21 protein-coding genes, 1 pseudogene and 1 riboswitch are annotated in these 26190 nt (G+C 60.3%); of the genes and pseudogenes, 16 read left to right on the forward strand and 6 right to left on the reverse strand.

The features are described 5' to 3' along the window. Positions 1–111: 111 nt before the first annotated feature. Positions 112–216, forward strand: a riboswitch (TPP riboswitch). A gap of 154 nt (positions 217–370) precedes the next feature. After that, positions 371–2260: a phosphomethylpyrimidine synthase ThiC gene (thiC, locus tag KBY02_RS14645; RefSeq protein WP_024660515.1), complete on the forward strand. Its 1890-nt coding sequence runs from the start codon at positions 371–373 to the stop codon at positions 2258–2260. Positions 2261–2691: 431 nt separating this feature from the next. After that, entirely contained in the window at positions 2692–3981 is a 1290-nt protein-coding gene (gene cytX, locus KBY02_RS14650; protein WP_024660514.1) for a putative hydroxymethylpyrimidine transporter CytX, read from the forward strand. Here cytX and KBY02_RS14655 read toward each other — a convergent pair. After that, positions 3950–4696 (reverse strand): RsiV family protein, encoded by a 747-nt coding sequence (locus KBY02_RS14655; protein WP_003402864.1) that lies wholly within the window; start codon positions 4694–4696, stop codon positions 3950–3952. The genes cytX and KBY02_RS14655 overlap by 32 nt on opposite strands. 207 nt (positions 4697–4903) lie before the next feature. Here KBY02_RS14655 and KBY02_RS14660 point away from each other — a divergent pair, with 207 nt between their 5' ends. From KBY02_RS14660 to KBY02_RS14710, 11 genes are all read left to right on the forward strand, one after another. Beyond that, positions 4904–5521: an NUDIX domain-containing protein gene (locus KBY02_RS14660; protein WP_024660513.1), complete on the forward strand. Its 618-nt coding sequence runs from the start codon at positions 4904–4906 to the stop codon at positions 5519–5521. Beyond that, complete coding sequence (locus KBY02_RS14665) at positions 5512–5964, forward strand: DUF1249 domain-containing protein (RefSeq protein ID WP_024652407.1); 453 nt, start codon at positions 5512–5514, stop codon at positions 5962–5964. The genes KBY02_RS14660 and KBY02_RS14665 overlap by 10 nt, the downstream gene beginning before the upstream one ends. A gap of 196 nt (positions 5965–6160) precedes the next feature. Continuing rightward, a complete protein-coding gene (locus KBY02_RS14670; RefSeq protein ID WP_016567051.1) occupies positions 6161–6568 on the forward strand; it encodes a hypothetical protein in 408 nt (135 codons plus the stop codon). After that, a complete protein-coding gene (locus tag KBY02_RS14675; protein WP_096127110.1) occupies positions 6565–6930 on the forward strand; it encodes a hypothetical protein in 366 nt (121 codons plus the stop codon). The genes KBY02_RS14670 and KBY02_RS14675 overlap by 4 nt, the downstream gene beginning before the upstream one ends. An 87-nt stretch (positions 6931–7017) precedes the next feature. Then, the gene (gene cpdA, locus KBY02_RS14680) at positions 7018–7824 is read left to right on the forward strand and encodes a 3',5'-cyclic-AMP phosphodiesterase (protein WP_032625612.1); all 807 of its coding nucleotides are present in this window, start codon (positions 7018–7020) and stop codon (positions 7822–7824) included. A gap of 88 nt (positions 7825–7912) precedes the next feature. After that, positions 7913–8530 (forward strand): YqiA/YcfP family alpha/beta fold hydrolase, encoded by a 618-nt coding sequence (locus KBY02_RS14685; protein WP_024641181.1) that lies wholly within the window; start codon positions 7913–7915, stop codon positions 8528–8530. 76 nt (positions 8531–8606) lie between these two features. Next, entirely contained in the window at positions 8607–10511 is a 1905-nt protein-coding gene (gene parE / locus KBY02_RS14690) for a DNA topoisomerase IV subunit B (protein WP_003431952.1), read from the forward strand. Then, positions 10508–11485 carry an esterase-like activity of phytase family protein gene (locus tag KBY02_RS14695; protein ID WP_003402876.1) on the forward strand — a complete coding sequence of 326 codons (978 nt, stop codon included), beginning with the start codon at positions 10508–10510 and terminating at the stop codon, positions 11483–11485. The genes parE and KBY02_RS14695 overlap by 4 nt, the downstream gene beginning before the upstream one ends. 38 nt (positions 11486–11523) lie before the next feature. Then, positions 11524–12003, forward strand: a complete 480-nt coding sequence (locus KBY02_RS14700; protein WP_161633373.1) for a TIGR02281 family clan AA aspartic protease — start codon at positions 11524–11526, stop codon at positions 12001–12003. A 10-nt stretch (positions 12004–12013) separates the two neighbouring features. Further along, positions 12014–14269, forward strand: a complete 2256-nt coding sequence (gene parC / locus KBY02_RS14705) for a DNA topoisomerase IV subunit A (RefSeq protein WP_011266486.1) — start codon at positions 12014–12016, stop codon at positions 14267–14269. 183 nt (positions 14270–14452) lie between these two features. Next, complete coding sequence (locus KBY02_RS14710) at positions 14453–15148, forward strand: membrane integrity-associated transporter subunit PqiC (protein WP_024641182.1); 696 nt, start codon at positions 14453–14455, stop codon at positions 15146–15148. A gap of 474 nt (positions 15149–15622) precedes the next feature. Here KBY02_RS14710 and KBY02_RS14715 read toward each other — a convergent pair whose 3' ends face one another. Further along, positions 15623–17164: a HAMP domain-containing protein gene (locus KBY02_RS14715; protein ID WP_003402883.1), complete on the reverse strand. Its 1542-nt coding sequence runs from the start codon at positions 17162–17164 to the stop codon at positions 15623–15625. A 130-nt stretch (positions 17165–17294) separates the two neighbouring features. On the opposite strand from KBY02_RS14715, the gene serB reads away from it, so the two are divergent. After that, complete coding sequence (gene serB, locus KBY02_RS14720) at positions 17295–18509, forward strand: phosphoserine phosphatase SerB (protein WP_003402884.1); 1215 nt, start codon at positions 17295–17297, stop codon at positions 18507–18509. Between the two features lie 65 nt (positions 18510–18574). On the opposite strand, the gene KBY02_RS14725 is transcribed toward serB, so the two are convergent. From KBY02_RS14725 to KBY02_RS14740, 4 genes and pseudogenes are all read right to left on the reverse strand, one after another. Beyond that, positions 18575–20359 (reverse strand): hypothetical protein, encoded by a 1785-nt coding sequence (locus KBY02_RS14725; RefSeq protein ID WP_024660841.1) that lies wholly within the window; start codon positions 20357–20359, stop codon positions 18575–18577. A 255-nt stretch (positions 20360–20614) separates the two neighbouring features. Then, entirely contained in the window at positions 20615–21478 is an 864-nt protein-coding gene (asd, locus tag KBY02_RS14730) for an archaetidylserine decarboxylase (RefSeq protein WP_024640312.1), read from the reverse strand. Between the two features lie 147 nt (positions 21479–21625). After that, positions 21626–22438: pseudogene (locus KBY02_RS14735) on the reverse strand (rhodanese-like domain-containing protein); the annotation flags it as partial. Between the two features lie 45 nt (positions 22439–22483). Continuing rightward, positions 22484–24019: an HDOD domain-containing protein gene (locus tag KBY02_RS14740; RefSeq protein WP_024660842.1), complete on the reverse strand. Its 1536-nt coding sequence runs from the start codon at positions 24017–24019 to the stop codon at positions 22484–22486. Positions 24020–24226: 207 nt separating this feature from the next. Here KBY02_RS14740 and motA point away from each other — a divergent pair, with 207 nt between their 5' ends. Beyond that, the gene (gene motA / locus KBY02_RS14745) at positions 24227–25078 is read left to right on the forward strand and encodes a flagellar motor stator protein MotA (RefSeq protein ID WP_003402900.1); all 852 of its coding nucleotides are present in this window, start codon (positions 24227–24229) and stop codon (positions 25076–25078) included. A gap of 3 nt (positions 25079–25081) precedes the next feature. After that, positions 25082–26131, forward strand: coding sequence for a flagellar motor protein MotB (gene motB / locus KBY02_RS14750; RefSeq protein WP_225650585.1), 1050 nt, complete (start codon positions 25082–25084; stop codon positions 26129–26131). The last annotated feature ends 59 nt before the right edge of the window (positions 26132–26190 follow it).

The raw sequence follows: 26190 nt of genomic DNA on the forward strand, positions 1-26190 counted from the left end.
GCTAGGGAGTGTAGAGCCAGACGCTTTTGGCAACAATCGTCGATTTACGCCATTTATCGAGGTCTGTGCAAATAGGCTGGCATTGCGACCGCACCCCGTCATAGACTGACCGCGTTCTTGTCGGGGTGCCTTGCTATGAGGCTGAGATCGGTTAAACCGGATCCCGTTGAACCTGATCAGGTTAGCGCCTGCGTAGGGAACAAGATTTCTCGTCTCCCGGCGAGTCCTCTTGAGTGCCGTCCGGGGTCGATTGTTCAAATAATGAACAGTTTCGCCTCCTTTCGCTACTCAGCACCAGCACTGGTGCACCCGTCCGTCATGTCAGGTCACTCCGACAATAAATCCGCAACTGGATGTCTGGAGAGCCGTGATGAGTATAAAAGCAAAAAACGCAGCCCATTTGAGCGAGTCGGCGCAGGTCGATTCCGGATCGGTACAGCCGTTTACCCGTTCGCAGAAAATCTACGTTCAGGGCTCGCGCCCGGACATCCGCGTGCCGATGCGCGAAATCACCCTGGATGTCACCCCGACTGACTTTGGCGGCGAGATCAACGCCCCGGTCACGGTCTATGACACCTCGGGGCCCTACACCGACCCCAATGTGATCATCGACGTGCGCAAAGGCCTGGCTGACGTGCGCTCGCCATGGATCGACTCGCGCAATGACACCGAGCGTCTGCCGGGCCTGAGTTCCAACTTCGGCCAGCAACGCCTGAGCGATGCCGAACTCACCGCGCTGCGCTTTGCCCATGTGCGCAACCCGCGCCGGGCCAAGGCCGGTGCCAACGTCAGCCAGATGCACTATGCGCGTAAGGGCATCATTACCGCCGAGATGGAATACGTCGCCATCCGCGAGAACATGAAGCTTCAGGAAGCCCGCGCCGCAGGTCTGCTGACCCAGCAACATGCCGGGCACAGCTTTGGCGCGAGCATTCCGAAGGAAATCACTGCCGAGTTCGTGCGTGAAGAGATTGCCCGGGGCCGCGCGATCATCCCGGCCAACATCAACCACGTCGAGCTTGAGCCGATGATCATCGGCCGCAACTTCCTGGTGAAGATCAACGGCAACATCGGCAACAGCGCACTGGGCTCTTCCATCGAAGAGGAGGTGGCCAAGCTGACCTGGGGTATCCGCTGGGGCTCGGACACGGTCATGGACCTGTCCACCGGCAAGCACATTCACGAAACCCGCGAGTGGATTATCCGCAATTCGCCGGTGCCGATCGGTACGGTGCCGATCTATCAGGCGCTGGAAAAAGTGGGTGGTGCAGCCGAGGACCTGACCTGGGAGCTGTTTCGCGACACGCTGATCGAGCAGGCCGAGCAGGGCGTCGATTACTTCACCATCCACGCCGGAGTGCTGCTGCGTTACGTGCCGCTGACCGCCAAGCGTGTCACCGGTATCGTCAGCCGTGGCGGTTCGATCATGGCCAAATGGTGCCTGGCGCACCACAAGGAAAACTTCCTTTACACCCATTTCGAAGACATCTGCGAAATCATGAAGGCCTACGACGTCAGCTTCTCGCTGGGCGACGGCCTGCGTCCTGGCTCGATTGCCGATGCCAACGATGCGGCGCAGTTCGGTGAGCTGGAAACGCTGGGCGAACTGACCAAGATTGCCTGGAAGCATGATGTGCAGACCATGATCGAAGGCCCCGGCCATGTGCCGATGCAGTTGATCAAGGAGAACATGGACAAGCAGCTGGAATGCTGCGACGAAGCGCCGTTCTACACCCTGGGCCCGCTGACCACCGACATCGCGCCGGGTTACGACCACATCACCTCGGGCATCGGCGCGGCCATGATCGGCTGGTTCGGCTGCGCCATGCTGTGTTACGTCACGCCCAAGGAGCATCTGGGGCTGCCGAACAAGGATGACGTCAAAACCGGGATCATCACCTACAAGATCGCGGCCCACGCGGCGGACCTTGCCAAAGGTCATCCGGGTGCGCAGATCCGTGACAACGCGTTGAGCAAGGCGCGTTTCGAGTTCCGCTGGGAAGACCAGTTCAACCTCGGCCTGGACCCGGACACCGCGCGTTCGTACCACGACGAAACCCTGCCCAAGGACTCGGCCAAGGTCGCGCATTTCTGCTCCATGTGCGGGCCTAAATTCTGCTCGATGAAGATCACTCAGGAAGTCCGCGAGTACGCCGCCAATCAGCGCATCGATGCGGTAGACGTCGACGTCGCCAAGGGCCTGGCCGAACAGGCCGAGCGCTTCAAGCAGGAGGGCAGTCAGCTGTACAAGAAGGTGTAGAGGGCGATAGCCCGTCGTTATACACAGTTCCGCTTTGATTCTGCCCGAAGGGCGTAGGAGCGACCGGGGCGGCGATCCGCATTGTTCGCGAAAGCTTTATTCCGGGCGATACATCTTCAGCGGATGTAACGACCCTTTCGCGAACAAGTTCGCTCCCACGGCCTTCGGCCAGAATCAGAAGCGGACTTGTGCATAGCGATGCATCGGACGCAGAGCACGCTTCTGCCCGAAGGGCGTAGGAGCGACCGGGGCGGCGATCCGCATTGTTCGCGAAAGCTTTATTCCGGGCGATACATCTTCAGCGGATGTAACGACCCTTTCGCGAACAAGTTCGCTCCTACGGCCTTCGGCCAGAAGCCCGCTCTGCGTCCGATTCTGAGGGTGCAGTGCGGCTTCACCCGGTTCCTTGACTTCCCACACGAGACACCCCTGTGAATACACCCGGCACCTATTCTCCCGATACCCCTGTCCCCGCCAGCCAGCGTGTGTTCGGCGGGCGGGATCTGTTTTCCCTGTGGTTTTCCCTCGGCATCGGCTTGATGGTGTTGCAGACCGGTGCCTTGCTGGCACCGGGGCTGGGCATGTCCGGCTCGATGCTGGCAATTTTCCTCGGCACGCTGGCGGGCGTCTTGCTGCTCGCCAGCGTTGGCGTGATCGGCAGCGATACCGGCCTGTCGTCCATGGCCGCGCTCAAGCTCAGCCTGGGCAGCAAGGGCGCGTCGCTGCCAGCGGTCTTGAACCTGCTGCAACTGATCGGTTGGGGGGCGTTCGAGATCATCGTCATGCGCGACGCAGCCAGTCTGCTCGGCGCGCGGGCCTTTGCAGAGGGCAGCCTGTGGAGCAGTCCGCTGCTCTGGACGCTGCTTTTCGGCGCACTGGCCACGTTGCTGGCGGTCAGCGGACCCTTGACCTTCGTGCGCCGGTTTCTGCGCAAGTGGGGCCTGTGGATACTCTTGACGGCGTGTGCATGGCTGACCTGGAACCTGCTGGCCAAGGCTGATCTGACCGCGCTGTGGGCAACCTCCGGCGATGGCTCGCTGCCGTTTGCCTCGGGGTTCGACATTGCCATCGCCATGCCACTGTCGTGGCTGCCGCTGATTGCCGACTACTCACGCTTCGGGCAACGCGCGAAAAGTGTCTTCGGCAGCACGGCTGCGGGCTTTTTCATCGGCAACTTCTGGCTGATGAGCCTGGGCGTCGCCTACACCCTGGCGTTCGCCCCGAGCGGCGAGGTCAATGCCTTGCTGCTGGCACTGGCCGGCGCAGGTCTGGGTATCCCGCTGCTCCTGATTCTGCTGGACGAGACGGAAAATACGTTCGCCGATATTCACTCGGCTGCAGTCTCCAGTGCTCTGTTGTCACGCATCAAGGTCGAGCATCTGGCGTTGGTGATTGGCGTGATCTGTACGCTGATCGCCTGTCTGGCACCGCTGGCGCAGTATCAGAACTTTCTGTTATTGATCGGCTCGGTATTCGCGCCACTGTTCGGCGTCGTGCTGGTTGACCATTTCATCCTGCGTGGTCGCAGTGGTCAGGCAGCGGAGGGCGGTTTGCGCTGGATGAGCCTGCTGGCGTGGCTCGGCGGGCTCAGCACCTACCACCTGCTGGCCAATCTTTATCCGGAAGTGGGCGCAACACTGCCAGCGCTCATTGTCGCTGGCGTGTTGCAACTGCTGATCGGCGGTGCGATCAACCGCGGCCGGGGAACAGTTCCGGCTTGAGGATGCCATTGAGCTGAGGATAAGGAATTTTCAGCTCGATGTGACCCATCGAATACGGCGCGATGGTATCGACCGAGTACTTGAGGATCACTGCACCGTAGGTCAGCGCAATGTGGGGCGTGCGCTTGAACGGCCAGGTCTTCATGAACTCGCTGTCTTCATTCATCTTGGTCGATACCAGCCAGCCCTGGTGGGCCAGTTGGGCTTTCTGCCAGAACTCGCTTTCCTTGCCCGGGATGATCATGTCTGCCAGGGTCAGGACTTTCTGCTGCTGACGCGAATAATTGATGAACGCCCGACCCGGGTTTCCGTGGGCACCGCCGGTCTCCAGATAGCTGGACAGTTCGACCACTACGATACCGTCATGCTGCTCGCGTACCTTGGCCTGCAGATAGCTGGCGTTGCGACCCTGGGCCTGACTCAGGAACTGTTCCTGATAGGCTTTGATCGACGCAGGTGGCGATGCGCTGCTATCGGCAACGGTCAGTTGCAGCAACGTCTTCTGAACGATGGCGTCCAGTCGCGGCTCATCGGGGAAATGCACGGTATCGATGTTCACCAACGGGCAGTCGGCCGTGGTGCAGCCCGGCTTGATCAGCTCGGAAGCATCGCGCTGGACTTGCAGCGGGGTGCGCATGTTGGGCGTGAAGAGGCTTTGGCAGGCGCCGAGCAACAGGGCCAGGCAAGCCAGTGAAGTGATCCTCAATAACGACATGTTGATCCTTGGCAGTGTCAGTAAAGGCGGTTGCGTTGTACGTATGCAGGCTGGTTGGACTGTAGACAACGTCTTCGGTTCGATCATGGCAGATTAGAATTGTTTTAAGTCCCGGCCGTCTACCCTGCATCTTCAAGGGGGCTGCATCTGACTGCCGATGCGCGTTAGGATGGCCCGATGTCAAACACGGCGGCCAGCGAGAAACCCATGACCCAGACCACACGATCTGCACCAAGCGCTTTTGAAACCATAAAGCGTGAAAACTGCTTCAAGGGCTTCTATAAGCTGGACAAGCTGCATGTGCGCCACGAATTGTTCGCCGGCGGGATGAGCAAGGAAATCAGCCGCGAACTGTTCGTTCGCCACGACGCCGTCTGCGTGCTGCCTTATGACGCCAAACGTGACGAAGTGGTGCTCATCGAGCAGTTTCGTGTAGGCGCCATGAAAAAGACCAGCAACCCTTGGCTGGTCGAACTGGTCGCAGGTCTGATCGACAAGGACGAGCAGCCGGAAGAAGTTGCTCATCGCGAGGCGGAGGAGGAAGCTGGGCTGAAGTTCGAAGCGCTGTGGCCGATCACCAAATACTTCCCCTCGCCGGGTGGCAGCGACGAGTTCGTTCACCTGTTTCTGGGGCGTTGCAGCAGTGAAGGGGCGGGCGGCTTGCACGGGCTGGAGGCCGAAGGTGAAGACATCCGGGTAACAGTCTGGTCATTCGATGACGCATTGCAGGCGATGAAAGACGGAACAATCAAGAACGCATCGACGATCATCGCCTTGCAATGGCTGGCGCTGAATCGTGCCGAGATAAGGGGTTTATGGTCGTGAATCTATTGCGCGAGCGCTACCGTGTCGATCTTGCCGGACTGCAGGCTGCGTGCGAGGCCAACTACGCGCGCCTGATGCGCCTGTTGCCCGACATGCGCAACGAACAGCGCTCACGCCGCGTCGCCGTTACCCAGGGTGATCAGATGCTGGGCGTACTGGCCGTCGAAGTGTTGCTCGACTGCCCGTACACCACCACCTTGCAAGTCCGCCAGGAACACAGCCTGCCCTGGCTACCGGTGCCCAAGCTCGAAGTACAGGTCTATCACGACGCACGCATGGCCGAAGTCATCGGCGCCGAACACGCGAGGCGCTTTCGCGGCATCTATCCCTACCCCAATGCCGACATGCACCAGCCGGATGAAAAAGCCCAGCTCAACCTGTTTCTGGGCGAATGGCTGAGTCACTGCCTGGCGTGTGGGCATGAGTTTGAGGCGGTGCGCTGATCTATTCGCAATTCTGAATTTTTTATCTCGACCGGCCTCATGACCTATTTATTCAGTTGTGAATGACTTTGGCCGTCAGTGTTTATGCCTCAGGCATGTAGGTCGTGTCTGAATATATTCAAAGCGAGCAGCGTGTCCTTGAATTTGAAATTCCATGGCTTACATTCGCCATGACTTTCATTTACAGGCATAACGAATGAGCTATTTAGGGAGCCATCTGAATCATTGTCGGGCTGTGCCTTTCAACTGGTACGACACATGGCTTGTAGTAGTAAGCGGTGACGGCCCGAATATCTGTGGGCATGCCTTGTTGAAAGCGGGAGAGTTTTATTTTCATATTGCCGGGTTGGCCGAACGGCCGTACTTTATGAGTGAAACTGATTACAGGCGTTATCTCAATGAATCCTCGAAAACAGAGCTGTTCCGTCGAAGAATACTTCTGACCGAGCCCGATGCGGCGCAGCGCAAGCTTGAGGAGCTTAGCGCCAAGCCGTGGCACTGGTTTGGCATCCCCAATAATTGTGTTTCTTATGTCGAAGAGATTTTCAGTGCTGGCGGCTCTCGGGAATCCATGATTACCAATTGTCCAGTGAGATGGCGATGATTATCTATCGGGCTTTGATTGGTGGTTTCACTGGACTCATCTTCGGCCTTCTCCTATATGTCGGACTGATAATCCTGACAGGCAGCACTCTGCGTGGGGAGCACTCGCTGTATATGGCCATTATCGGAGCGGTCATCGGTATTCTGTCTTTGAGGCTCATGCCGTGGATCGTTCATCTGGCTGGATTGGCAGGAATGATTCTTGGTGTTGCCCTGGAGCTTTTGCTGGCGGGATATCTCTGGCCCGGAATGCCTTATGAGCGCGTGTTGAGCTATCTCTTGGGTGCGGGACTGGCAGGCATGGTTTCGGCCGGACTTATTGCTTCAATTGTGCTCAAGCACCGAGCGAATCAGCAAATGTGACCAAATGCTCGTCCGTACGCACATTCCCGGTTTACCCGCCCGTTGCCGCATCACATAATCGCGCTGAATCCTCTCTGGGAGACGGTCTTGCCGAGCGCAGCCCTTTCGTCGTCAGTTTTGCTGGTCCAGCTGTCCGACAGCCACTTGTTCGCCGAGGCGGACGGTGCGTTGTTGGGTATGAGCACCCGCGACAGTCTGGAAAAAGTCGTTGATCGAGTGCTGGCCGAGCAGCCACACATCGATCTTGTGGTCGCCAGCGGCGATATCTCGCAAGACGGCAGCGTCGAGTCTTACGAAGCGTTTCGTCGGATCAGCGGGCGGATCGATGCGCCTGCGCGCTGGTTCGCCGGTAATCACGACGAACTGCCGCAGATGGAGCAGGTTGCGCAGCACAATGGGCTGCTCGACCCTGTGGTGGACATCGGTCAGTGGCGGGTGACGCTGCTGGATTCGGCGGTGCCTGGTTCGGTGCCGGGTTTTCTCGCGGACACGCAATTGCAGTTGCTGGAGCAGTCGCTGAGCGAAGCGCCTGATCGGCATCATCTGATCTGTTTGCACCATCACCCGGTCGCTATTGGTTGTGAGTGGATGGCGCCGATCGGCTTGCGCAATGCCGATGCGTTATTTTCTGTGCTCGATCGTTTTGCACAGGTTCGCGCCATACTGTGGGGGCATGTGCATCAGGAGTTCGACCAGATGCGTAACGGTGTGCGCCTGCTGGCGTCGCCCTCGACCTGTATTCAGTTCGTCCCGGGCAGTGCCGATTTCAAGGTGGACACCACGGCGCCGGGCTATCGCTGGCTGCGACTGCACGACGATGGACGGCTGGAAACGGCTGTTTCCCGAGTGGTCGGCCTGGAATTCGAGGTCGATTACGGCGGCACCGGCTATTGATCGGGCAGGCGGATACGTTTCCGGTGAGGTGCTGTAGCGTAAGTCCCTGTAAACTACACGGCTTTGCCTTGCACCCGGGAGCGACAGCGTGACGAGCGATACACCTTCACTGCTATACATCCATGGCTTGAACAGCTCGGCCCTGTCGAGAAAGGCCTGTCAGTTGAGCGCGCTGATGAAGTCCCTGGGTCTGGCTGATCGTCTGCAAGTCCCTGAACTGCATCACCATCCGCGTCAGGCCATGCTCCAGCTTGAAGCGGCCATCACGGCGCTGGGACGGCCATTACTGGTCGGCAGCTCCCTCGGCGGCTACTATGCGACTCATTTGGCGCAGCGGCACGGCCTCAAGGCGGTGCTGATCAACCCGGCAGTCAATCCGCATCAGCTGTTCGACGGGTTTCTCGGCGTGCAACAGAACCTGTACACCGGCGAGCAGTGGCAGTTGACCGAAGACCATATTCGGGCGCTGGCCGAGCTGGAGGTACCCGCGCCGCAGGATCCGCAGCAGTTTCAGGTGTGGTTGCAGACCGGTGACGAGACGCTCGATTATCGTCGTGCCGAGAAGTTTTACCGCAACTGCGCCTTGCGTATTCAGGCGGGCGGCGACCACAGCTTTCAGGGCTTTGCCGAGCACATGCCAGCACTGCTGACCGTTGCCGGATTTGCCCCCGATCTGTTGCAGAAGATCGATCTGTCGGCGCTGTAGGTGATCGATGCCCGGTCACATGAATGCAAGAACATTGAACCCCCGAAATTCCATGAAAGATTGATATCGAGAACCCATGGCCAATCCCAGCGCTAGCTCTTATAACGCAGACGCCATCGAAGTCCTCTCGGGCCTCGATCCGGTTCGTAAACGTCCGGGCATGTACACCGACACCTCGCGGCCCAACCACCTGGCTCAGGAAGTCATCGACAACAGCGTCGACGAAGCCCTGGCCGGCCATGCGCGTTCGGTACAGGTCATCCTTCATGCCGACAATTCGCTCGAGGTGTCCGACGACGGCCGCGGCATGCCGGTGGACATCCACCCGGAAGAAGGCGTGTCCGGCGTCGAGCTGATCCTCACCAAGCTTCACGCAGGCGGCAAGTTCTCCAACAAGAACTATCAGTTCTCCGGCGGCCTGCACGGCGTGGGCATTTCCGTGGTCAACGCGCTGTCCACTCAGGTTCGGGTGCGGGTCAAGCGTGATGGCAACGAATATGAGATGACCTTCGCTGACGGCTACAAGGCCACCGAACTGGCGGTCGTCGGCACCGTCGGCAAGCGCAACACCGGGACCAGCGTCTATTTCGCCCCCGATCCGAAGTATTTCGATACACCGAAGTTTTCTGTCAGCCGTCTCAAGCATGTGCTCAAGGCCAAGGCAGTTCTGTGCCCGGGCCTGCTGGTCAGCTTCGAAGACAAATCCAGCGGCGAGAAAGTCGAGTGGCATTACGAAGACGGCCTGCGCTCCTACCTGCAGGACTCGGTCACCGAGTTCCTGCGCCTGCCGGACGAGCCGTTCTGCGGCAGCTTCACCGGTAACAAGGAAGCGGTCGACTGGGCGCTGCTGTGGCTGCCCGAAGGGGGTGACAGCGTTCAGGAAAGCTACGTCAACCTGATCCCGACCGCGCAGGGCGGCACCCACGTGAACGGCTTGCGCCAGGGTTTGCTGGATGCCATGCGCGAGTTCTGCGAGTTCCGCAACCTGTTGCCGCGTGGTGTGAAGCTGGCCCCGGAAGACGTCTGGGAACGCATTGCCTTCGTCCTGTCGATGAAAATGCAGGAGCCGCAGTTCTCCGGGCAGACCAAGGAACGTCTGTCGTCCCGTGAAGCGGCGGCGTTCGTCTCCGGCGTGGTCAAGGATGCGTTCAGCCTGTGGCTCAACACGCACTCCGAGCTGGGCCTGCAACTGGCCGATCTGGCGATCAACAACGCCGGTCGGCGCCTCAAGGCGAGCAAGAAGGTCGAGCGCAAGCGCATCACCCAAGGGCCGGCATTGCCGGGCAAGCTGGCCGACTGTGCCGGACAGGACCCGGCACGCTCCGAACTGTTTCTGGTCGAGGGTGATTCTGCCGGCGGTTCCGCCAAGCAGGCTCGCGACAAGGAGTTCCAGGCGATCCTGCCGCTGCGCGGCAAAATCCTCAACACCTGGGAAGTCGATGGCGGCGAAGTGCTCGCCAGTCAGGAAGTCCACAACATTGCCGTGGCCATCGGGGTTGACCCCGGCGCAGCCGATATCAGCCAGTTGCGTTACGGCAAGATCTGCATCCTGGCTGACGCCGACTCGGACGGTCTGCACATTGCGACGCTGCTGTGTGCGTTATTCGTGCAGCACTTCCGCCCGTTGGTTGACGCCGGGCATGTGTACGTCGCCATGCCGCCGCTGTACCGGATCGACCTCGGCAAGGAAATCTACTACGCGCTGGACGAAGCCGAGCGTGACGGGATCCTTGACCGTCTGGTCGCTGAAAAGAAACGTGGCAAGCCGCAGGTCACCCGATTCAAGGGCCTGGGTGAAATGAACCCGCCGCAGTTGCGCGAAACCACCATGGACCCGAACACCCGGCGCCTGGTGCAGCTCACGCTGGATGATTTCGCAGCCACGTCGGAAATGATGGACATGTTGCTGGCTAAGAAGCGTGCAGGTGATCGCAAGTCCTGGCTCGAATCCAAGGGCAACCTTGCCGAGGTCCTGACTTGATACGAGCCTGGCTCGCCGCCCTGATCCTGATTGCCGCGCCGGTTGTCGCTGCGCCACTCGAGGCCCTGAAGCTGCAATCCGAGCATCCGGTGGACGACATGGCGGGTGGCAATCTGTCAGGTCTGGCGATGTGCAATGGCCAGTTGTGGACCGTGTCCGACCGTGACGACGATGTGCTGTACAGCCTGGATGTGTCGCAAGACACCTGGAAGGCTCAGTCACATCATATTGACGCACCTGCGCCACAAAGCTATCTGCCGTTGAAGTTGCGTTTCATGGCCGGGCTTTCCGCGCTGATACGCGGCGGTAGTCTGGATTTCGAGGGTGTCAGCTGTGATGCAGCCGGCAATCGCTATCTGGTCAGCGAGGCTTATGGCACGGTGCTCAAGGTTCCGGTGAGTGGCAAACCGTTCTGGCTGGATTTGCCGAAGGAACTGGTGGATCAGGCGCGGGCTCAGGGCATGTTGCAGCGTTTCAACGCGATTTTCGAAGGGATTGCCGTCAGTCCGGCAGGCGACCGTCTCTGGCTGGCGGCCGAACGCGAGAAGCGCGGCTTGCTGGTGGTGCAACGCGACAAGGAGCAGTGGACCTGCGGGCAAAGCTGCGTGCTGCTGTCCGAGTCCGGTCTGGACGCGTTGCCGCCGGAGCAGGGCAGCAAAAAGGTGTCGACGGATTTTTCTGATGTGTCGTTGTACAACGGCAAGCTGTTCACGCTGGAACGTGCGGTGTATCGCATCTGTCGGCGTGATCTCGAAACCGGGCAGGTCGAGCGTTGCTGGTCGTTCGCCAAGGAAGCCATGGTGCCGTCGCGTCGTTACGATCAACCCTACGGGCTGACCGAGGCACTGGTGGTGGACGAGAAGGGCGCGTGGATCGGCATCGACAATAATTTCGGTGTGCGTGCCGACGGTGAGAAACGCCCGATCGTCTGGCGTTTCGCTGCGCCTGAGGCGGGCTGGAGTGCCGGGCAGTGAGCGACGTGCAGCCCGGCAAGCGCGCTGGCAAGGTGCTGATGATCATGGCTTGGGCGGCCGGTCTGTTTCTCGCGACGCGCTTTTTCGGCGATTGGGAAGACCGGCAGCAGAATCCCAACGCCGTGGTCACCTCGCAACACGGTGACGGCTATATAGAAGTGCAGCTGGCAGGCAATCGACAGGGGCACTTCGTCACGACAGGCCAGATCAACGGCCGGACAGCGGAGTTCATGATCGACACCGGGGCGACCGATGTGGCCGTACCCGGTGATATGGCTGACCGCCTGGGGCTCAAGCGTGGCTTTCCGGTCACGGTCAGTACGGCCAATGGTAACAGTCAGGGTTTTCGAACCACGCTTGACCGCTTGCAACTGGGCGATATCGTCCTGACCAATGTGCGTGCCCTGGTGGCACCCGGTCTGGACGGTGAACAGGTGCTGCTGGGTATGAGCGCAATGAAACAACTCGAATTCACACAGCGTGGCGGCAATTTGCTGCTGCGCCAGTCAACGAAATGATGAGGCCCGCATGAGCGACTCCCTTGACCTCAGCCTGGATGGTGTAGAACGCCGATCACTGGCGGACTTCACCGAACAGGCCTACCTCAACTACTCCATGTACGTGATCATGGACCGTGCCTTGCCGCATATCGGTGACGGCCTGAAGCCTGTTCAGCGACGCATCATCTACGCGATGAGCGAACTGGGCCTGGGTGCCGACGCCAAGCACAAGAAGTCGGCGCGTACCGTCGGCGACGTGCTCGGCAAGTTCCACCCGCACGGCGACTCGGCCTGTTACGAGGCGATGGTGCTGATGGCTCAGCCGTTCAGCTATCGCTACACGCTGGTGGACGGGCAGGGCAACTGGGGTGCGCCGGATGATCCCAAATCCTTTGCCGCCATGCGCTACACCGAGGCGCGTCTGTCGCGCTACTCGGAAGTCCTGCTCAGTGAACTGGGTCAGGGCACCGCTGACTGGGTGCCGAACTTTGACGGCACGCTGGACGAACCCGCGGTGTTGCCGGCACGTCTGCCGAACATCCTGCTCAATGGCACCACCGGCATTGCCGTCGGTATGGCGACCGATGTGCCGCCGCATAACCTGCGCGAAGTCGCCAGTGCCTGCGTTCGTCTGCTGGACGATCCCAAGGCTACGGTTCCGGAGCTGTGCGAGCACATTCTCGGGCCGGACTATCCGACCGAAGCGGAAATCATCACGCCGCGTGCCGACCTGCTGAAAATCTACGAGACCGGGCGTGGCTCGGTGCGCATGCGTGCGGTTTACCGTATCGAAGATGGCGACATTATCGTCACCGCACTGCCGCATCAGGTCTCCGGTGCCAAGGTGCTGGAACAGATCGCCGCGCAGATGCAGGCCAAGAAACTGCCGATGGTTGCCGACCTGCGCGACGAGTCGGACCACGAAAACCCTTGCCGTATCGTGATCATCCCGCGCTCCAATCGGGTTGAGCTGGACGAGCTGATGCAGCACCTGTTCGCCACTACCGAGCTGGAATCCAGTTACCGGGTGAACATCAACATCATCGGTCTGGATGGCAAGCCGCAGCTCAAGAACCTCAAGACACTGCTCGGCGAATGGCTGACGTTCCGCATCGGTACGGTGCGTCGCCGTCTGCAATTCCGTCTGGACAAGGTCGAGCATCGTCTGCACCTGTTGGACGGTTTGCTCACGGCTTACCTGAACCTCGATGAAGTGATTCACATCATCCGTACCGCCGAGCATCCGAAGGCGGAGCTGATTGCGCGTTTCGATCTGTCGGAAATTCAGGCCGATTACATCCTCGACACCCGTCTGCGTCAGTTGGCGCGCCTGGAAGAGATGAAGCTGCGCAGCGAACAGGATGCCCTGCGCAAAGAGCAGGCCAAGCTTCTGGCGCTGTTGAGCAGTGAGTCCAAGCTGCGCAAGCTGGTGCGTGCCGAACTGATTGCCGACGCTGAAACCTATGGCGACGAGCGTCGTTCGCCCATCGTTGCCCGTGCCGAAGCCAAGGCGCTGTCTGAAAACGAATTGATGCCCACCGAGCCGGTGACTGTCGTGCTGTCGGAAAAAGGCTGGGTACGCTGTGCCAAGGGCCACGACATCGATGCGACCGGGCTTTCTTATAAAGCCGGGGATGGTTTCAAGACCTCGTCCATCGGCCGCTCCAATCAGTTCGCCGTGTTCATCGACTCGACCGGGCGCAGCTATTCGGTTGCCGCCCACACCCTGCCATCCGCGCGGGGCCAGGGCGAGCCGCTGACGGGCAAGCTGCAACCGCCACCGGGTGCGACCTTCGAATGCGTATTGCTGCCGGAAGATGATGCGTTGTACGTGATCGCGTCGGATGCCGGTTATGGTTTTGTCGTCAAAGGCGAAGACCTGCAAGCCAAGAACAAGGCGGGCAAGGCGCTGCTGAGCCTGCCGGCCGGGGCGAAAGTCATCCTGCCTCGCCCTGTGCCTGATCGTGAGCAGAACTGGCTGGCGGCGGTGACCACCGAAGGCCGCCTGCTGGTGTTCAAGATCAGCGATTTGCCGCAGTTGGGCAAAGGCAAGGGCAACAAGATCATTGGCATTCCGGGCGAGCGGGTGGCCAGTCGTGAAGAGTATGTGACCGATCTTGCGGTGATCGGACAAGGCGCTACGCTGGTACTTCAGGCGGGCAAACGAACGCTGTCGCTGAAACCTGAAGACCTCGAACATTACAAGGGGGAGCGCGGCAGACGTGGCAATAAACTGCCAAGGGGCTTCCAGAGGGTCGATGCATTATTGGTGGAAAATAGCTGAAAACATTGATCTGGCACCAAGGTTCTTCGTTTTGCCATGAAGTACGATGCATAATCGCTGGAGTCATGGTGCATATTCACGGATGATATGGGGTCTTGGGGTGCATGCGTGGCTCAGTGCCTGCATGGGTCTTGAAAGTACTTATACTGTGGCCTGTCTCTGGACGGCCACCTGGATGGGATGATGAATTTTCTACGCCTTCCCTTGATCCTGCTGATGACTGGCGTTCTGGGTCTGGCTGGTTGCAGTGTGCGCCAGCCGACCGCGCTTTATCAGCTCGATAGTGGTGAGCCTGGTCAGCCGAAACAGAGTAGTGGTCTGGCAGTTTTGCTGGGTCCTGTTTCGGTGGCCGACTATCTGCAACGCGAAACCCTGCTGCAACGCCAGCCTGACGGGACCTTGACCGCTTCGTCCGATGGGCGCTGGGCGGGCAACCTGTCTTCGGATATAGATCAGTTGCTCTTGCGTCAGCTGGCCTGGAAGCTCGACAGCCAGCGCGTCGTCATGGCGCCTGCGACGGCCAGTTTCACGCCCGATGTTCAGGTCGTGCTGTCCATCACCCGTCTGGACTCCGGGGCCAAGCAGCCTGCGGTACTGGATGCGCAATGGCGTCTTCTGGACCGTAAGGGCCATGTCCGTGACAGCCGACTGGTTCACCTGGAACAAGTCCATGCTGGCAGCTCTGCCGATCAGGTCAAGGCCCAGGGCATGCTGTTGCAGCGCCTCGCTGATCAGGTCAGCACGGCGATCAAGCCGATTTCCTGGCAGGCGCTCGATGAGCCGAAAAAAACGCCTGTCGCCAAGGCCAAAGAGCCTGACAAGCCAAGAATTCCGCTGGCTTCCCCCATACGCACCGATCTTGAAGTGTTCCGCTTCTAGGATTGGCCCAACAAAAAGCCCGCAGCGATGCGGGCTTTTTGTTGGGCGCTCATCTCTGGTTCCCACACCTCGGCGTTCCTGACGCTTCGCACAGTCAGGATAGGACGCAGAGCGTCCAGAACGGCATGCCCACGCTGGAGCATGGGCACGATGGTGATCTTGCGGGCACCTATCGCTCCTCACGCCCCGGTGCGGCATGCCCGCGCTGGGGCCGGGCCAGGTGGTGATCTTGCGGACACCTATCGCTCCTCACGCCCCGGTGCGGCATGCCCGCGCTGGGGCCGGGCCAGGTGGTGATCTTGCGGACACCTATCGTTCCTCACGCTCCGCGTGGGAATGCCGGTCATGACGCTCTGCGTCATCTGTTTGCACCGGGACAGGTTGGTCAGTATCGGATGCGGAGCATTCAGAGCGATATGCCCACGCAGAGCATGGGCACAAGCGTCTCACTTCAAGCGTGAGCGGAGGAGAGGATCAGGCCTTGTTGGATTCGTGCATGCGCGCCAGCTGGCGCTCGAGCATCGACGGGTAGGGCTCCATCAGGCGTTCTACGCAGCAGGCACCTTCCGGGCTGGCGATCGGGCGGATGCGGGCGCGCTGGCGGATCAACGGATCGTCGTTGATGCGGCGTTCGACCAGCAGCAGGTTGCGGCTGTGCTGAGACAGCGCCAGTGCGTCCTGCGCCGTTTCGGTCAGCAACAGATCGATCTGGCTCAGACCGCTCAAGCCTTCACCCAGCGTCAGGCCCAGTTGCAGTTGCAAGGTGATGCCACTATCGGCCACCTCGATCTGCAAGGCATGACTGAGTGCGCGCAACAGCTCGCCGCAGCAGATCGCGTTGGTCAGGTAGTCATCACCGCTTTCGTGACTGTGGAACAGCATCAGCGTGCTGCCGTCATTCAGCGTATGCAGCTCGCTTTCATACAGCGAGGCGGCCTGATCGAGGCAGTCGCGGTAGCGTTGCAGCAATTCGGTAAGGCGTGCACGCGGCAGGCGACGCAATTGATCCTGTGCACCCAGCTGCACGGCCAGCACTGCACTGTTGTGCGGCTCGACCGGCGCTACCGAGGCAGCCGCCGGGCGAACGGCTGGTGAGTTGTCCGAGTGGTCGCGCAGATCGGCGAACGGATCCTCATCGTCGTCTTCATCTTCCTCGGCAACGATGCGGCGCTGCACCGGTGGTGCCGGCAAGCGCGGTTTTGCTTCGCTGCTACGAGCTGAAACCACTGGCGCAGGCTTCTCTTCCGGCTCCAGATACGGATCTTCGCTGTCGTCTTCCTCGCCGTCATACTCGGGCTCGGGCAGCGGTTCTGGCTCCGGCACCGGCGGCGCGAACGAGGTGCGCAACTGCCGCGCCAGATCACCGATTTCATCCTGGCGATCAGTGGCGGGTGTGTACGGGTCGATATCGCGCAGCCAGATACGCATCTGCATCAGTGGCGTGGAGATGTGGCGGCCAAGGCGCAGACTCAGGGCCAGCGCCAGGGCCAGCAGGATACCGGCCAGAATGCCCATGCTCTGCAGGCTGATGGTCAGCGGCTGCTGGAACTGCGACATGTCGAGGCTGATACGCAGATGGCCCGCCATCACGTCCTGGAACGTGATCTTGATTTCATACAGGCCCTGAGCTTCCCCCAGAAGCCCGTTTTTCGGGCGCTGGCCGGCCTCCGCGAGGATGCGGTTATCCACACTGTAGATAGCCGCATGCGCGACCAGCGGATTCTTGACCAGATTGCCCAGCAGCACGTTGAGACTGAGGATGTCGTTGGACACCAACAGCTCGGTAGCCGAGGTGGCGGTCTGGGTGGTCAGGGCCTGCCCCAGCGCATCAGCCTGTTCATGCATGGCCTGCTTGAACTGCAGGCCCATGACTCCGGCGTAGATCACCAGCGCCAAAGCGACCAGGATCACGTTATGGCTGGCAATGCGCAAAGCGATCGGTACACGGCGATGACGCAGGGCACGAAAGATGAGCAGGAAGAAATTATCGGTTTTAACGGGCGTGGGCCGGTTCACAGAGCACGGCTCTTTCGGTGAAGTTGTCGCGCAGTATAACGAGCGACCCAGTGGCGGCAAAGCGCTGCCTGTGCCCGGTGGTCACTGAATGTGGTTAGAATGCGTTTTTTTTCCACTGCGGGGGTGCGCCTTGCGCGAAATCGTCCTGATTAACATCACCGGTGTCGACCGTCCCGGTCTCACTGCAGCCATCACCGGCGTCCTCGCCCAGGGTGGCGTGAACATTCTCGATATTGGTCAGGCGGTGATCCATGACACCCTGTCGTTCGGCATCCTGGTTGAAATTCCGGATACCGTACAGGGATCTTCGGTGCTCAAGGACATCCTGTTCACCGCCTACGAACTGGATCAGCAAGTCCGTTTCACTGCGGTGTCCGAAACCGACTATCAACACTGGGTCGAAGGTCAGGGCAAGGCGCGCCACATCGTTACGCTGCTGACTCGCAAAGTCACGGCCGAGCAATTGCAGCGCGTCAGCGCCATCACTGCCAGGTACGGGCTGAATATCGATCAGATCGATCGGTTGTCCGGTCGCATGCCGCTCGACACCCCGGCTGACAAGGGCAAGGGCTGCATCGAGTTCACCGTGCGCGGCGAGCCCGCCGACCCGAAAGCCATGCAGGCCGAATTTCTCGCGGTCGCCCAGGATCTCGACGTTGATATCGCGTTCCAGCAGGACTCGCTGTTCCGCCGCAACCGGCGCCTGGCGGTGTTCGACATGGACTCGACCCTCATCGAGGCCGAAGTCATCGACGAACTGGCCAAGGCCGCAGGCGTCGGCGAGCAGGTTTCCGAGATTACCGAACGTGCCATGCGCGGCGAACTGGATTTCAGCGAAAGCTTCAAGGAACGTCTGGCTTTGCTCAAGGGCCTCGACGTGAGTGTGCTGGATGAAATCGGCGCGTCCCTGCGTTTGACCGAAGGTGCTGAAACACTGTTCTCCGAGCTCAAGCGGCTGGGTTACAAGACGGCGATTCTGTCGGGAGGCTTCACCTATTTTGCCAAGCAGCTGCAAGCAAAGCTGGGCATTGATTATGTCTTCGCCAATGAGCTGGAAGTGGTTGACGGCAAGGTGACCGGCGTAGCGGTCGAGCCGATCGTCAATGCGCAGCGCAAGGCCGATCTGTTGCGCGAACTGGCCCACAAGGAAGGGTTGAGTCTGGAGCAGACCATCGCGGTCGGCGACGGTGCCAATGACCTGCCGATGCTGGCGATTGCCGGGCTGGGTGTAGCGTTTCGCGCCAAGCCATTGGTCAAGCAATCGGCCAAACAGGCCATTTCGACGCTGGGGCTCGATGGCGTGCTGTATCTGCTGGGCTTGCGCGACCGCGAGGGAAAGCGCTGACGCTCAGGCCGTCGTGGTCTGCTCCTGATGGCGAGGGGCAATCGCGACGGCTGCCGCAATGATCGCTACAGCGTGCCCCACAAGGAATCGAATTCCTGATCCGGCCTGCCCTTTTCGATCTCGGCGGCTTTCGGTGCGTCGTACATCTGATACTCGAACTGATTGTAACTGGCGCTGCTGACCTGCCGGTTGCTCAGTGAAGCGCGGCGTTCTTCGCCGTTGACGTTGATCATCACCATGCTGCCTTCCTGAAAAGGCAGGCGCGGTGCGAGCACGGTGGGCGGTTTTTCCATGGCGCGTACTTCGGGCAGCATCAGGGTTCGCAGGTACTGGCTGTTCTGTTGTTCGCGAATCAGTTGCATGCCGCACGGCTGGGCAAACGGGGCGATCAGTTCGATGCCCATCTGTGTGCCCCCGCTGCGTACCTGACGGATCCAGCGTACGATGGCAACGCTCCAGCCCTGTCCTGCGTCGTCCTGAATGCCCACCAGTTCGCCAGCCTGCAACTGTTGAGGCACGTCCTTCTGCCACGCCAGGCAGTAACCGCCCGGGCTGTGGTTGACGATATTCAGGTCGAAGGTCGGAAACGTGTGCTGGTTGTTGGACAGCGAGTCGCTGTCGCCGTCGTTTTTCGGGTATTCAATCTCTTCGTAGGGCAGCAGAACGGATGAGGTCTTGCCACGCTGAGTATCGAAGGCAGAGGCCCACGGATCGTCCGCGTCATCATTGGCCATCTTCAACGAAAAGCTCGCTGCACTGGTGGCGCTGTTCAATTGCAGCAGCTCGCTGAACGACTTCTGGCCAGCGACATAGAAATGCAGCGCGCTCATGCCGATGCACAATCTCAGCGTGCCCTGACCGGGCGTACGTTGAAAGGTGCGTTCGGCCACATCACCCCAGGCGACCGCCAGATGTTGCAGCAGGTCGGTATTGATACCGGTTGGGATCAGCAGCGGTGAGGGCGTGCGCTGGTCGTCCGGCAGGGCCAGGTACTGATTGATCGCTTCCGCCAGCGCCAAGGTATTGATGCCCAGCAGCCGGGGTGATTGTTCGTCACTGAACAGGGTGCGATACAGCGGCGGTTTGTCTGCCGTCGGGTCCAGGGCGAAGAGGCTGCTTTGCGTGGCAGGCGACTGCAGCTTTACCAGCGCGCTCCAGGCCTCCAGCGCATCGGCCAGTTTGCCGATGTTCAGTTGGCGCATCTGATTGCAGCGCGAGCAGCCCATCAGCAGCGCGATCACGTAGGTTTGTTCCACGCTCAGCACTTTGCTGTGATGGGCCAGGGGCTCTTCGACCGGTGTGTTGTGCAACTGGTACTGACGGGCAATCTGATAAATCTGGTGCAGCTCGAGCCACAGGCCGTCCTGAACGGGACAGTAAAGCTGGTTGGCGCGAATCAGCGGCCCGTTGAGCCCGTGCACTGCTCGTTGCAGTGCGGTGCTGAACAGCCCGGCCTGGTCTCGGGTGTAGCGCGGGGCGACCTGCTGAATGATTTGCTTGTAACCGGTCGCCAGATGGTTTTGCAGTGCCTGGCAGAGGTTGGCCACCTTGCGTGGTCGCTCGTCCAGCACAATGGCCTGATTGAGAAAGTGGCGTTCAAGGTGCTTGCAGACGAAGTACACCTCGGGCCGCAGCAATTCAAGCAATTGCAGGCGGTTTTCGCTCGGGGTGATCAACTGGTTCAGCTCGGTCAGCCCCTGATAGAGCTGGCGCGCCATTTCTCCGAGGTTTGCCTTGGGCAGTCTGGAGATCCAGCGCTTGAGGTCGCGGGGATTGGCTTCACTGAATGTCAGGCTCGACTGCGTCGGCGTGGGCGCACGCAATAGCAGAGGGAGGCTAAAATTACTCATGTGACAGACAAACTCCAACAACTCACTGGCCTGGACGATGGCTTCATAGGGGGGTCGAGGTTATCGCGCACCCGCGATATGCCGAGCATACGCCCATGAAAGTGCGAAGTATCCTACAGAATCGAGCGGACGACTTTACCAGTATCGACATCGGTTCGCAGCAATTATGGCCGGAGGCCATTATCGTCCGGCGGCATGCTGCATGAGTGCCAATATCCATCATCGGGCACTCATGCATCGAGGCTCAGGTCGCGATCATGCCTGTGCCGGAACGGCCAGTGCCTGGCCCATTTGAACCTTGGAGCCGGCCGTCAGTTGTTCGGCCCATTTCACCTGACCTGGACCGAACAGCACGATGGCGGTAGAGCCCAGCTTGAACCGACCCATCTCGGCACCTTTTTCCAGGTGGATCGGCGCACGCGCCGCTTCGTCGTAGCTGAACGTCTTCAATTCACGCTTGGGCGGTGTGACCAGTCCGGCCCATACCGTTTCGACAGACGCCACGATCATCGCGCCCACCAGTACCACTGCCATTGGTCCGCGCTCGGTATCGAACAGGCAGACCACTCGCTCGTTACGGGCGAACAGCTCGGGTACGTTTTCAGCGGTGGTCTGGTTGACCGAGAAGATGCGGCCCGGTACGTAGACCATTTCACGCAGCGTGCCGGCCAGTGGCATGTGAACGCGGTGATAGTCCTTCGGCGACAGGTAGACGGTCGCGAACTCGCCGCCCATGAACGGCGCCGACAGCTTGGGGTCGCCGCCAAGCAGTTCCAGTACGCTGAAACTGTGGCCCTTGGCCTGGAAGATCCGGCCGTGGTCGATAGGGCCCAACTGGCTGATGGCACCGTCGGCCGGCGAGAGAATCGCGCCCGGCGTGGCATCGAGCGGGCGCGCGTCAGCTTTCAATGCGCGGGTGAAGAACGCGTTGAAGTGCTCGTAGGACGTCAGGTCTTCGACCAGTGCCTGCGACATGTCCACCTGATAACGGCGGGCAAACCACGCAGTGAAAGCGTTTTTGAACCAGCGTACGCGGCATTCGGCAACGCAGCCTGCCAGTCGGGACAGCAGGTGGTGTGGCAGCAGGTACTGGCTGATGATGAACAAGCGGTCTTTCATTGAAGGTCCTGAGGATGAGTGTCCTGAATATTTCTGTGAGGTCCGTCCCGGTTCGGTGGCGCGGACCGGTTCGACGGTTTCGGCCGGGGCTGGCTGGGCAGGCTCTACGGGTTGCGCAACCTCAACGGGCGCGGCGGCCACATCCGGCAGTTCTACCGGTGTATCCGGGTGATTGCCCCATTCGCCCCACGAGCCGGCATATGCCTTGACCCTTGGATAGCCAAGCGCCTTGGCCACCAGATAGGTGAAGCCCGAGCGGTGATGGGTCTGACAGTGCGTGATGATTTCCTTGTCAGGCGTGATGCCCAGGTCGCGAAGGATCTCCGGCATGTCCTGGCGAATACGCAGGTTGCGCGCCTTGTCCATGCCCGCCGTCCACTCGAAGTTGACGGCGCCGGGTATGTGGCCGCCTTTGGCCGCGACCACTTTTTCGCCCGAATACTCGGTCGGCGCGCGGGCATCCCAGATCGCCAGATCGGCGGCGCCCAGACGGCTTTGCAGGTACTCGCGCGTGGCGGTAGGTTCATCGTGCAGCGTCAGCGTTACCGGAGTATCGGCAGCAGGCGGCACGTCGGTGCTCAGCGGCAGCAATTGCGCTTCCCAGGCCAGCAGTCCACCGTCCAGATAGTGATAACGGCTGTGGCCGATGACATCCAGCAGCCAGATGAAACGCCCGGCCCAGCCGCCGCCTTCGTCATCGTAGACGACATAGACGGCGTCAGGGTTGTGGCCCAGCTCGCCGAACACTTGCTCAAGACCGGCCGTGTCGGGCAGCAGGCCGGGGGCAGGAGGCGTGCCCAGTTGTGTACGTTTCGGATCGACGAAGCGGGCACCGCGAATGTGCCCGGCTTCGTAGCGAGCGCTGCTGGTCAGATCCACGAGGATCAGTTCCGGGGCGTCTAGACGCTCAAGCAGATCGTTGGGTTCGATGACCAGCGACAAGCCAGTGAATGCGGACATTTGCAGCCTCCGATGAAAGGAAAGGGGCGAATTGTACGCCAGGCCTCAGGCTTTGCGATGACTAAAGATGCCCAGTGCCCGTTCAATACATTGCGCGGTTTTTCCGAATGCCTGGACGGAAATTTCCGACAAGGCCCCGCCGCCCTGGTCGGCGACCACCAGCAGCATGACTTTGCCGTTGTTGCTCAGCGAGCGAATCAGCCAGTGCTGGCCACTGAACAGGGTTTTCAGCGGCGGGGGCAGCAGGGCGGCAAATTGCGCACTGTTGGCGGGCGTCATGCGTAACTGCGTCGGCTGGGTCAGCAAGCGCTGCAGTACGGTGCTTTCCTTGATGAACAGCTGCAAGGCAGCGGCGTCCTTCGGCAGTCCGGCAGTCTGATTGACGCGCAGCACGGTTGAGGTCTTGTCCAGCATCAGCAGCATGACCCGCTCCATGCCGCACGAGATGAAGGCGTCGCGCGCCGAGGTGGTCAGGTGCATGGCGTTGATGAACGGGCTGGGATCCTGCAGCAGTTCGGCGCATTGCTTGCGCCACATTTGCAGGGCGTCAGCCGATGGCGGAGGTGCAGGCTCATTGTCGCGCCTTACACGCCGTGCATCCCACGGCCAGATCAGCGATTCGGCCGGGTGCCAGAGGTCTTTTTCCGCATGGACGCGTGCGCTGCTGGCTGCATTCTGGTGCGCCTGTTGCTGTACTTCGCTGATCGACTGTTGCAGGTACAGGCTGGTCAGCCGTTCCCAGCGCAGGCAGTGCGGGCTGTTCCAGGCATTTTGTGCCGCCAGCGCCAGGCCGTTGCCCAGCAACACGGTATTGGCGGGCTGATTCAGCCAGCGGCGCAGGTTGGGGTCGTCGTCCATGAGTTGTTGCTGCTGCAGCGGGCTGTTGTCTTCGCGGGCGATACGCAGCGCCTTGGCCAGATCGCGTCGCTCGTTGATCAACAGTTTATAGCCGCGCGTAACCCAGATCGGCAGGCGCCAGAACTCGGCGAGTGCCAGGCACAGTTCCAGCAGGTTGACGCCGAACAGCTCTTTTTCCACTGCAGCGCTGGAATGGCCCTTGTGGATAACCCGCAGTTCCAGCTCTTCGAGCAGCTTCGGATAAGCCAGCGCCATCGGCCAGAGCGGCGACAGAAACAGCAGGCTGCCCATGTGGATGTCCTGCCAGAGTCGCGCCAGCCGGCTGGCGAACAGGCCGTTGGCTTGTTGCGTGGCGTGCTGGCTGACCAGAATCAGTTGGCGATAGGCCGCAGGAATTTCTTCGGACGGCTTGGCCGGTAAACGGCCCAGCAGGACTTCGGTACGCGCCAGACCCAGGCGGTTGATGGCAATTTCAAGGCTCTCGGCCTGCTCGGTCAAACCGTGGGTGTGATGGTTGGCCTCGCGCATCACGCTCAGCACCAGCGCAGGACTTTCCTGCATCATTTCGGCAATTTCACGCAGCGACCGACGACTGTCGTTCAGTGCGGCGCGGACGTGTCCATGATTGACGGCAGGGACCGGCAACGCGATGCCGTCAAGCAGTTTGACCCAGGCATCCAGCGTCTTCGGAACGAGGTGATGTGCTGCGTGTACTGTCGGCATTCGAGGGCCTGTGCGGCTGATTATCTGAGCTGGGAAACCGCCAGCGTACGGGGTGCTGAGGCCATTTTCCTCCTTTTATGGAGGCGCATAAATGGGTTTTTCAAAAGAACCGGCTATAGTCTGGCCCAGTTAGGCCGATAAGGAGAAGAAGAGATTCAACAACTTCCGGACTGTCCCTGAACCCGACTCAGTAAAGTATTTTTTCCTATGGCTAAAATCATCGGCATCATTGTCGTTCTCGCAAGTGTCATCGGCGGATATGTGCTGTCCCATGGCAAGGTCATGGCGCTGTTCCAACCGTACGAGGTCTTGATTATCGGCGGTGCTGCACTGGGCGCGTTCCTCCAGGCCAACCCTGGCTACATGTTCATGCACGTGTTCAAGAAGTCGCTGAAGATGTTCGGTACGCGCTTCACACATGCCTATTACCTTGAAGTGCTGGGGCTGGTCTACGAAATCCTCAACAAGAGCCGCCGTGAAGGCATGATGGCGATCGAAGGGGATATCGAAGACGCTGCCTCCAGCCCGATCTTCGCCAAATACCCGGGTGTCCTCAAGGATGAGCGCATGACTGCGTACATCTGCGATTACCTGCGCATCATGTCGTCCGGCAACATGGCTCCTCACGAGCTGGAAGGTCTGTTCGACATGGAGCTGCTGAGCATGAAAGAAGACCTCGAGCATCCATCCCACGCCATTACCGGTATCGCCGACGGTATGCCCGGCTTCGGTATCGTGGCTGCGGTACTGGGTATCGTGGTGACCATGGCGTCGCTGGGTTCGGGCGACAAGGCAGCGATCGGCATGCACGTAGGTGCGGCGCTGGTCGGTACGTTCTTCGGTATTCTCGCGGCTTACGGTTTCTTCGGTCCTCTGGCCACCAGCCTTGCGCATGATGCCAAGGAAGAAATGAACGTCTACGAGAGCATCAAGGCGTCGCTGGTGGCCTCGGCCTCCGGCATGCCGCCTTCGCTGGCTGTCGAATTCGGCCGCAAGGTTCTCTATCCGCTGCATCGCCCCAGCTTCAGCGAGCTGGAACAAGCGGTTCGCGGTCGCTAAGTCATGGAAAATAATCAGCCGATTATCATCAAGCGCGTAAAGCGCTTTGGTGGCGGACATCACGGCGGTGCCTGGAAGATCGCATTTGCCGACTTCGCGACGGCGATGATGGCGTTCTTTCTGGTGCTGTGGCTGATGTCGTCTGCCACCCCCGAGCAGTTGCTCGCGGTCGCCGGTTATTTCAAGGACCCGGTCGGCTTCTCGGACAGCGGTTCGCCGTACGTGATCGATCTGGGCGGTTCGCCGGAGATGTCGCCGAACCAGACGCTGAACCCCGAGGTGCAGACCACGCCGTCGCCGGACACCGTGCCGCTTGAGGCGGAAAATGCCGAGACCAAGGCTGAAGCGGTGGAGCAGGAACGTCTGGAGATGCTGCTCCAGGAATTGCAGAACAAGGTCGAGGAAAACCCGCAGCTGCAGAAATTCAAGGACCAGATTCTGTTCGAGATCACTCAGGACGGCTTGCGTATCCAGATCATGGATGCGGAAAACCGGCCGATGTTCGACTCGGGCAGCGCGCGTCTCAAACCATATTTCGAAGACATTCTGCTGGCCCTGGCTGACACCATCAAAAGTGTGCCGAACAAGGTCAGTATCAGCGGCCACACCGATGCAACGCCTTTCGTGGGCAGTGGCGGGTTCGGCAACTGGGAATTGTCGGCCAACCGTGCCAACGCTGCACGCCGTGCGCTGGTAGCCGGGACGTATCCGGATTCACAAGTGGCCAGGGTGGTGGGGTACGCGTCGTCTGCTCTGTATGATCGCCAGAACCCGACTAACCCGATCAATCGCCGCATCGATATCGTGGTGCTGACCAAAAAGGCCCAGCACCGCATCGAGGGCGATCAGAACTCCGGCGGTGCGCCAGCCACGCCTGCGGCGCCGACAGCACCCGCACCGGCGGTGCCTGCTGCTCCAGGTGCTCCCGCTGCGCCGGGGGCTTCGACAGCGGCGCCGCCCGACCCGCAGGCCTACGCACAGCCGCACGAGATCCGGCAGAAGCTGAATATCTTTGACGATGGCAAATTGCGGGTCGAGCCGGCCCAGAACTGAGCTGCAACCGATACAAAAACGCCGCGATGATCGCGGCGTTTTTGCGTGCGGCGTTCGGT

The sequence above is a fragment of the Pseudomonas sp. P129 genome (genome assembly GCF_020312195.1).
GTDB classification, from domain to species: domain Bacteria; phylum Pseudomonadota; class Gammaproteobacteria; order Pseudomonadales; family Pseudomonadaceae; genus Aquipseudomonas; species Aquipseudomonas fragariae.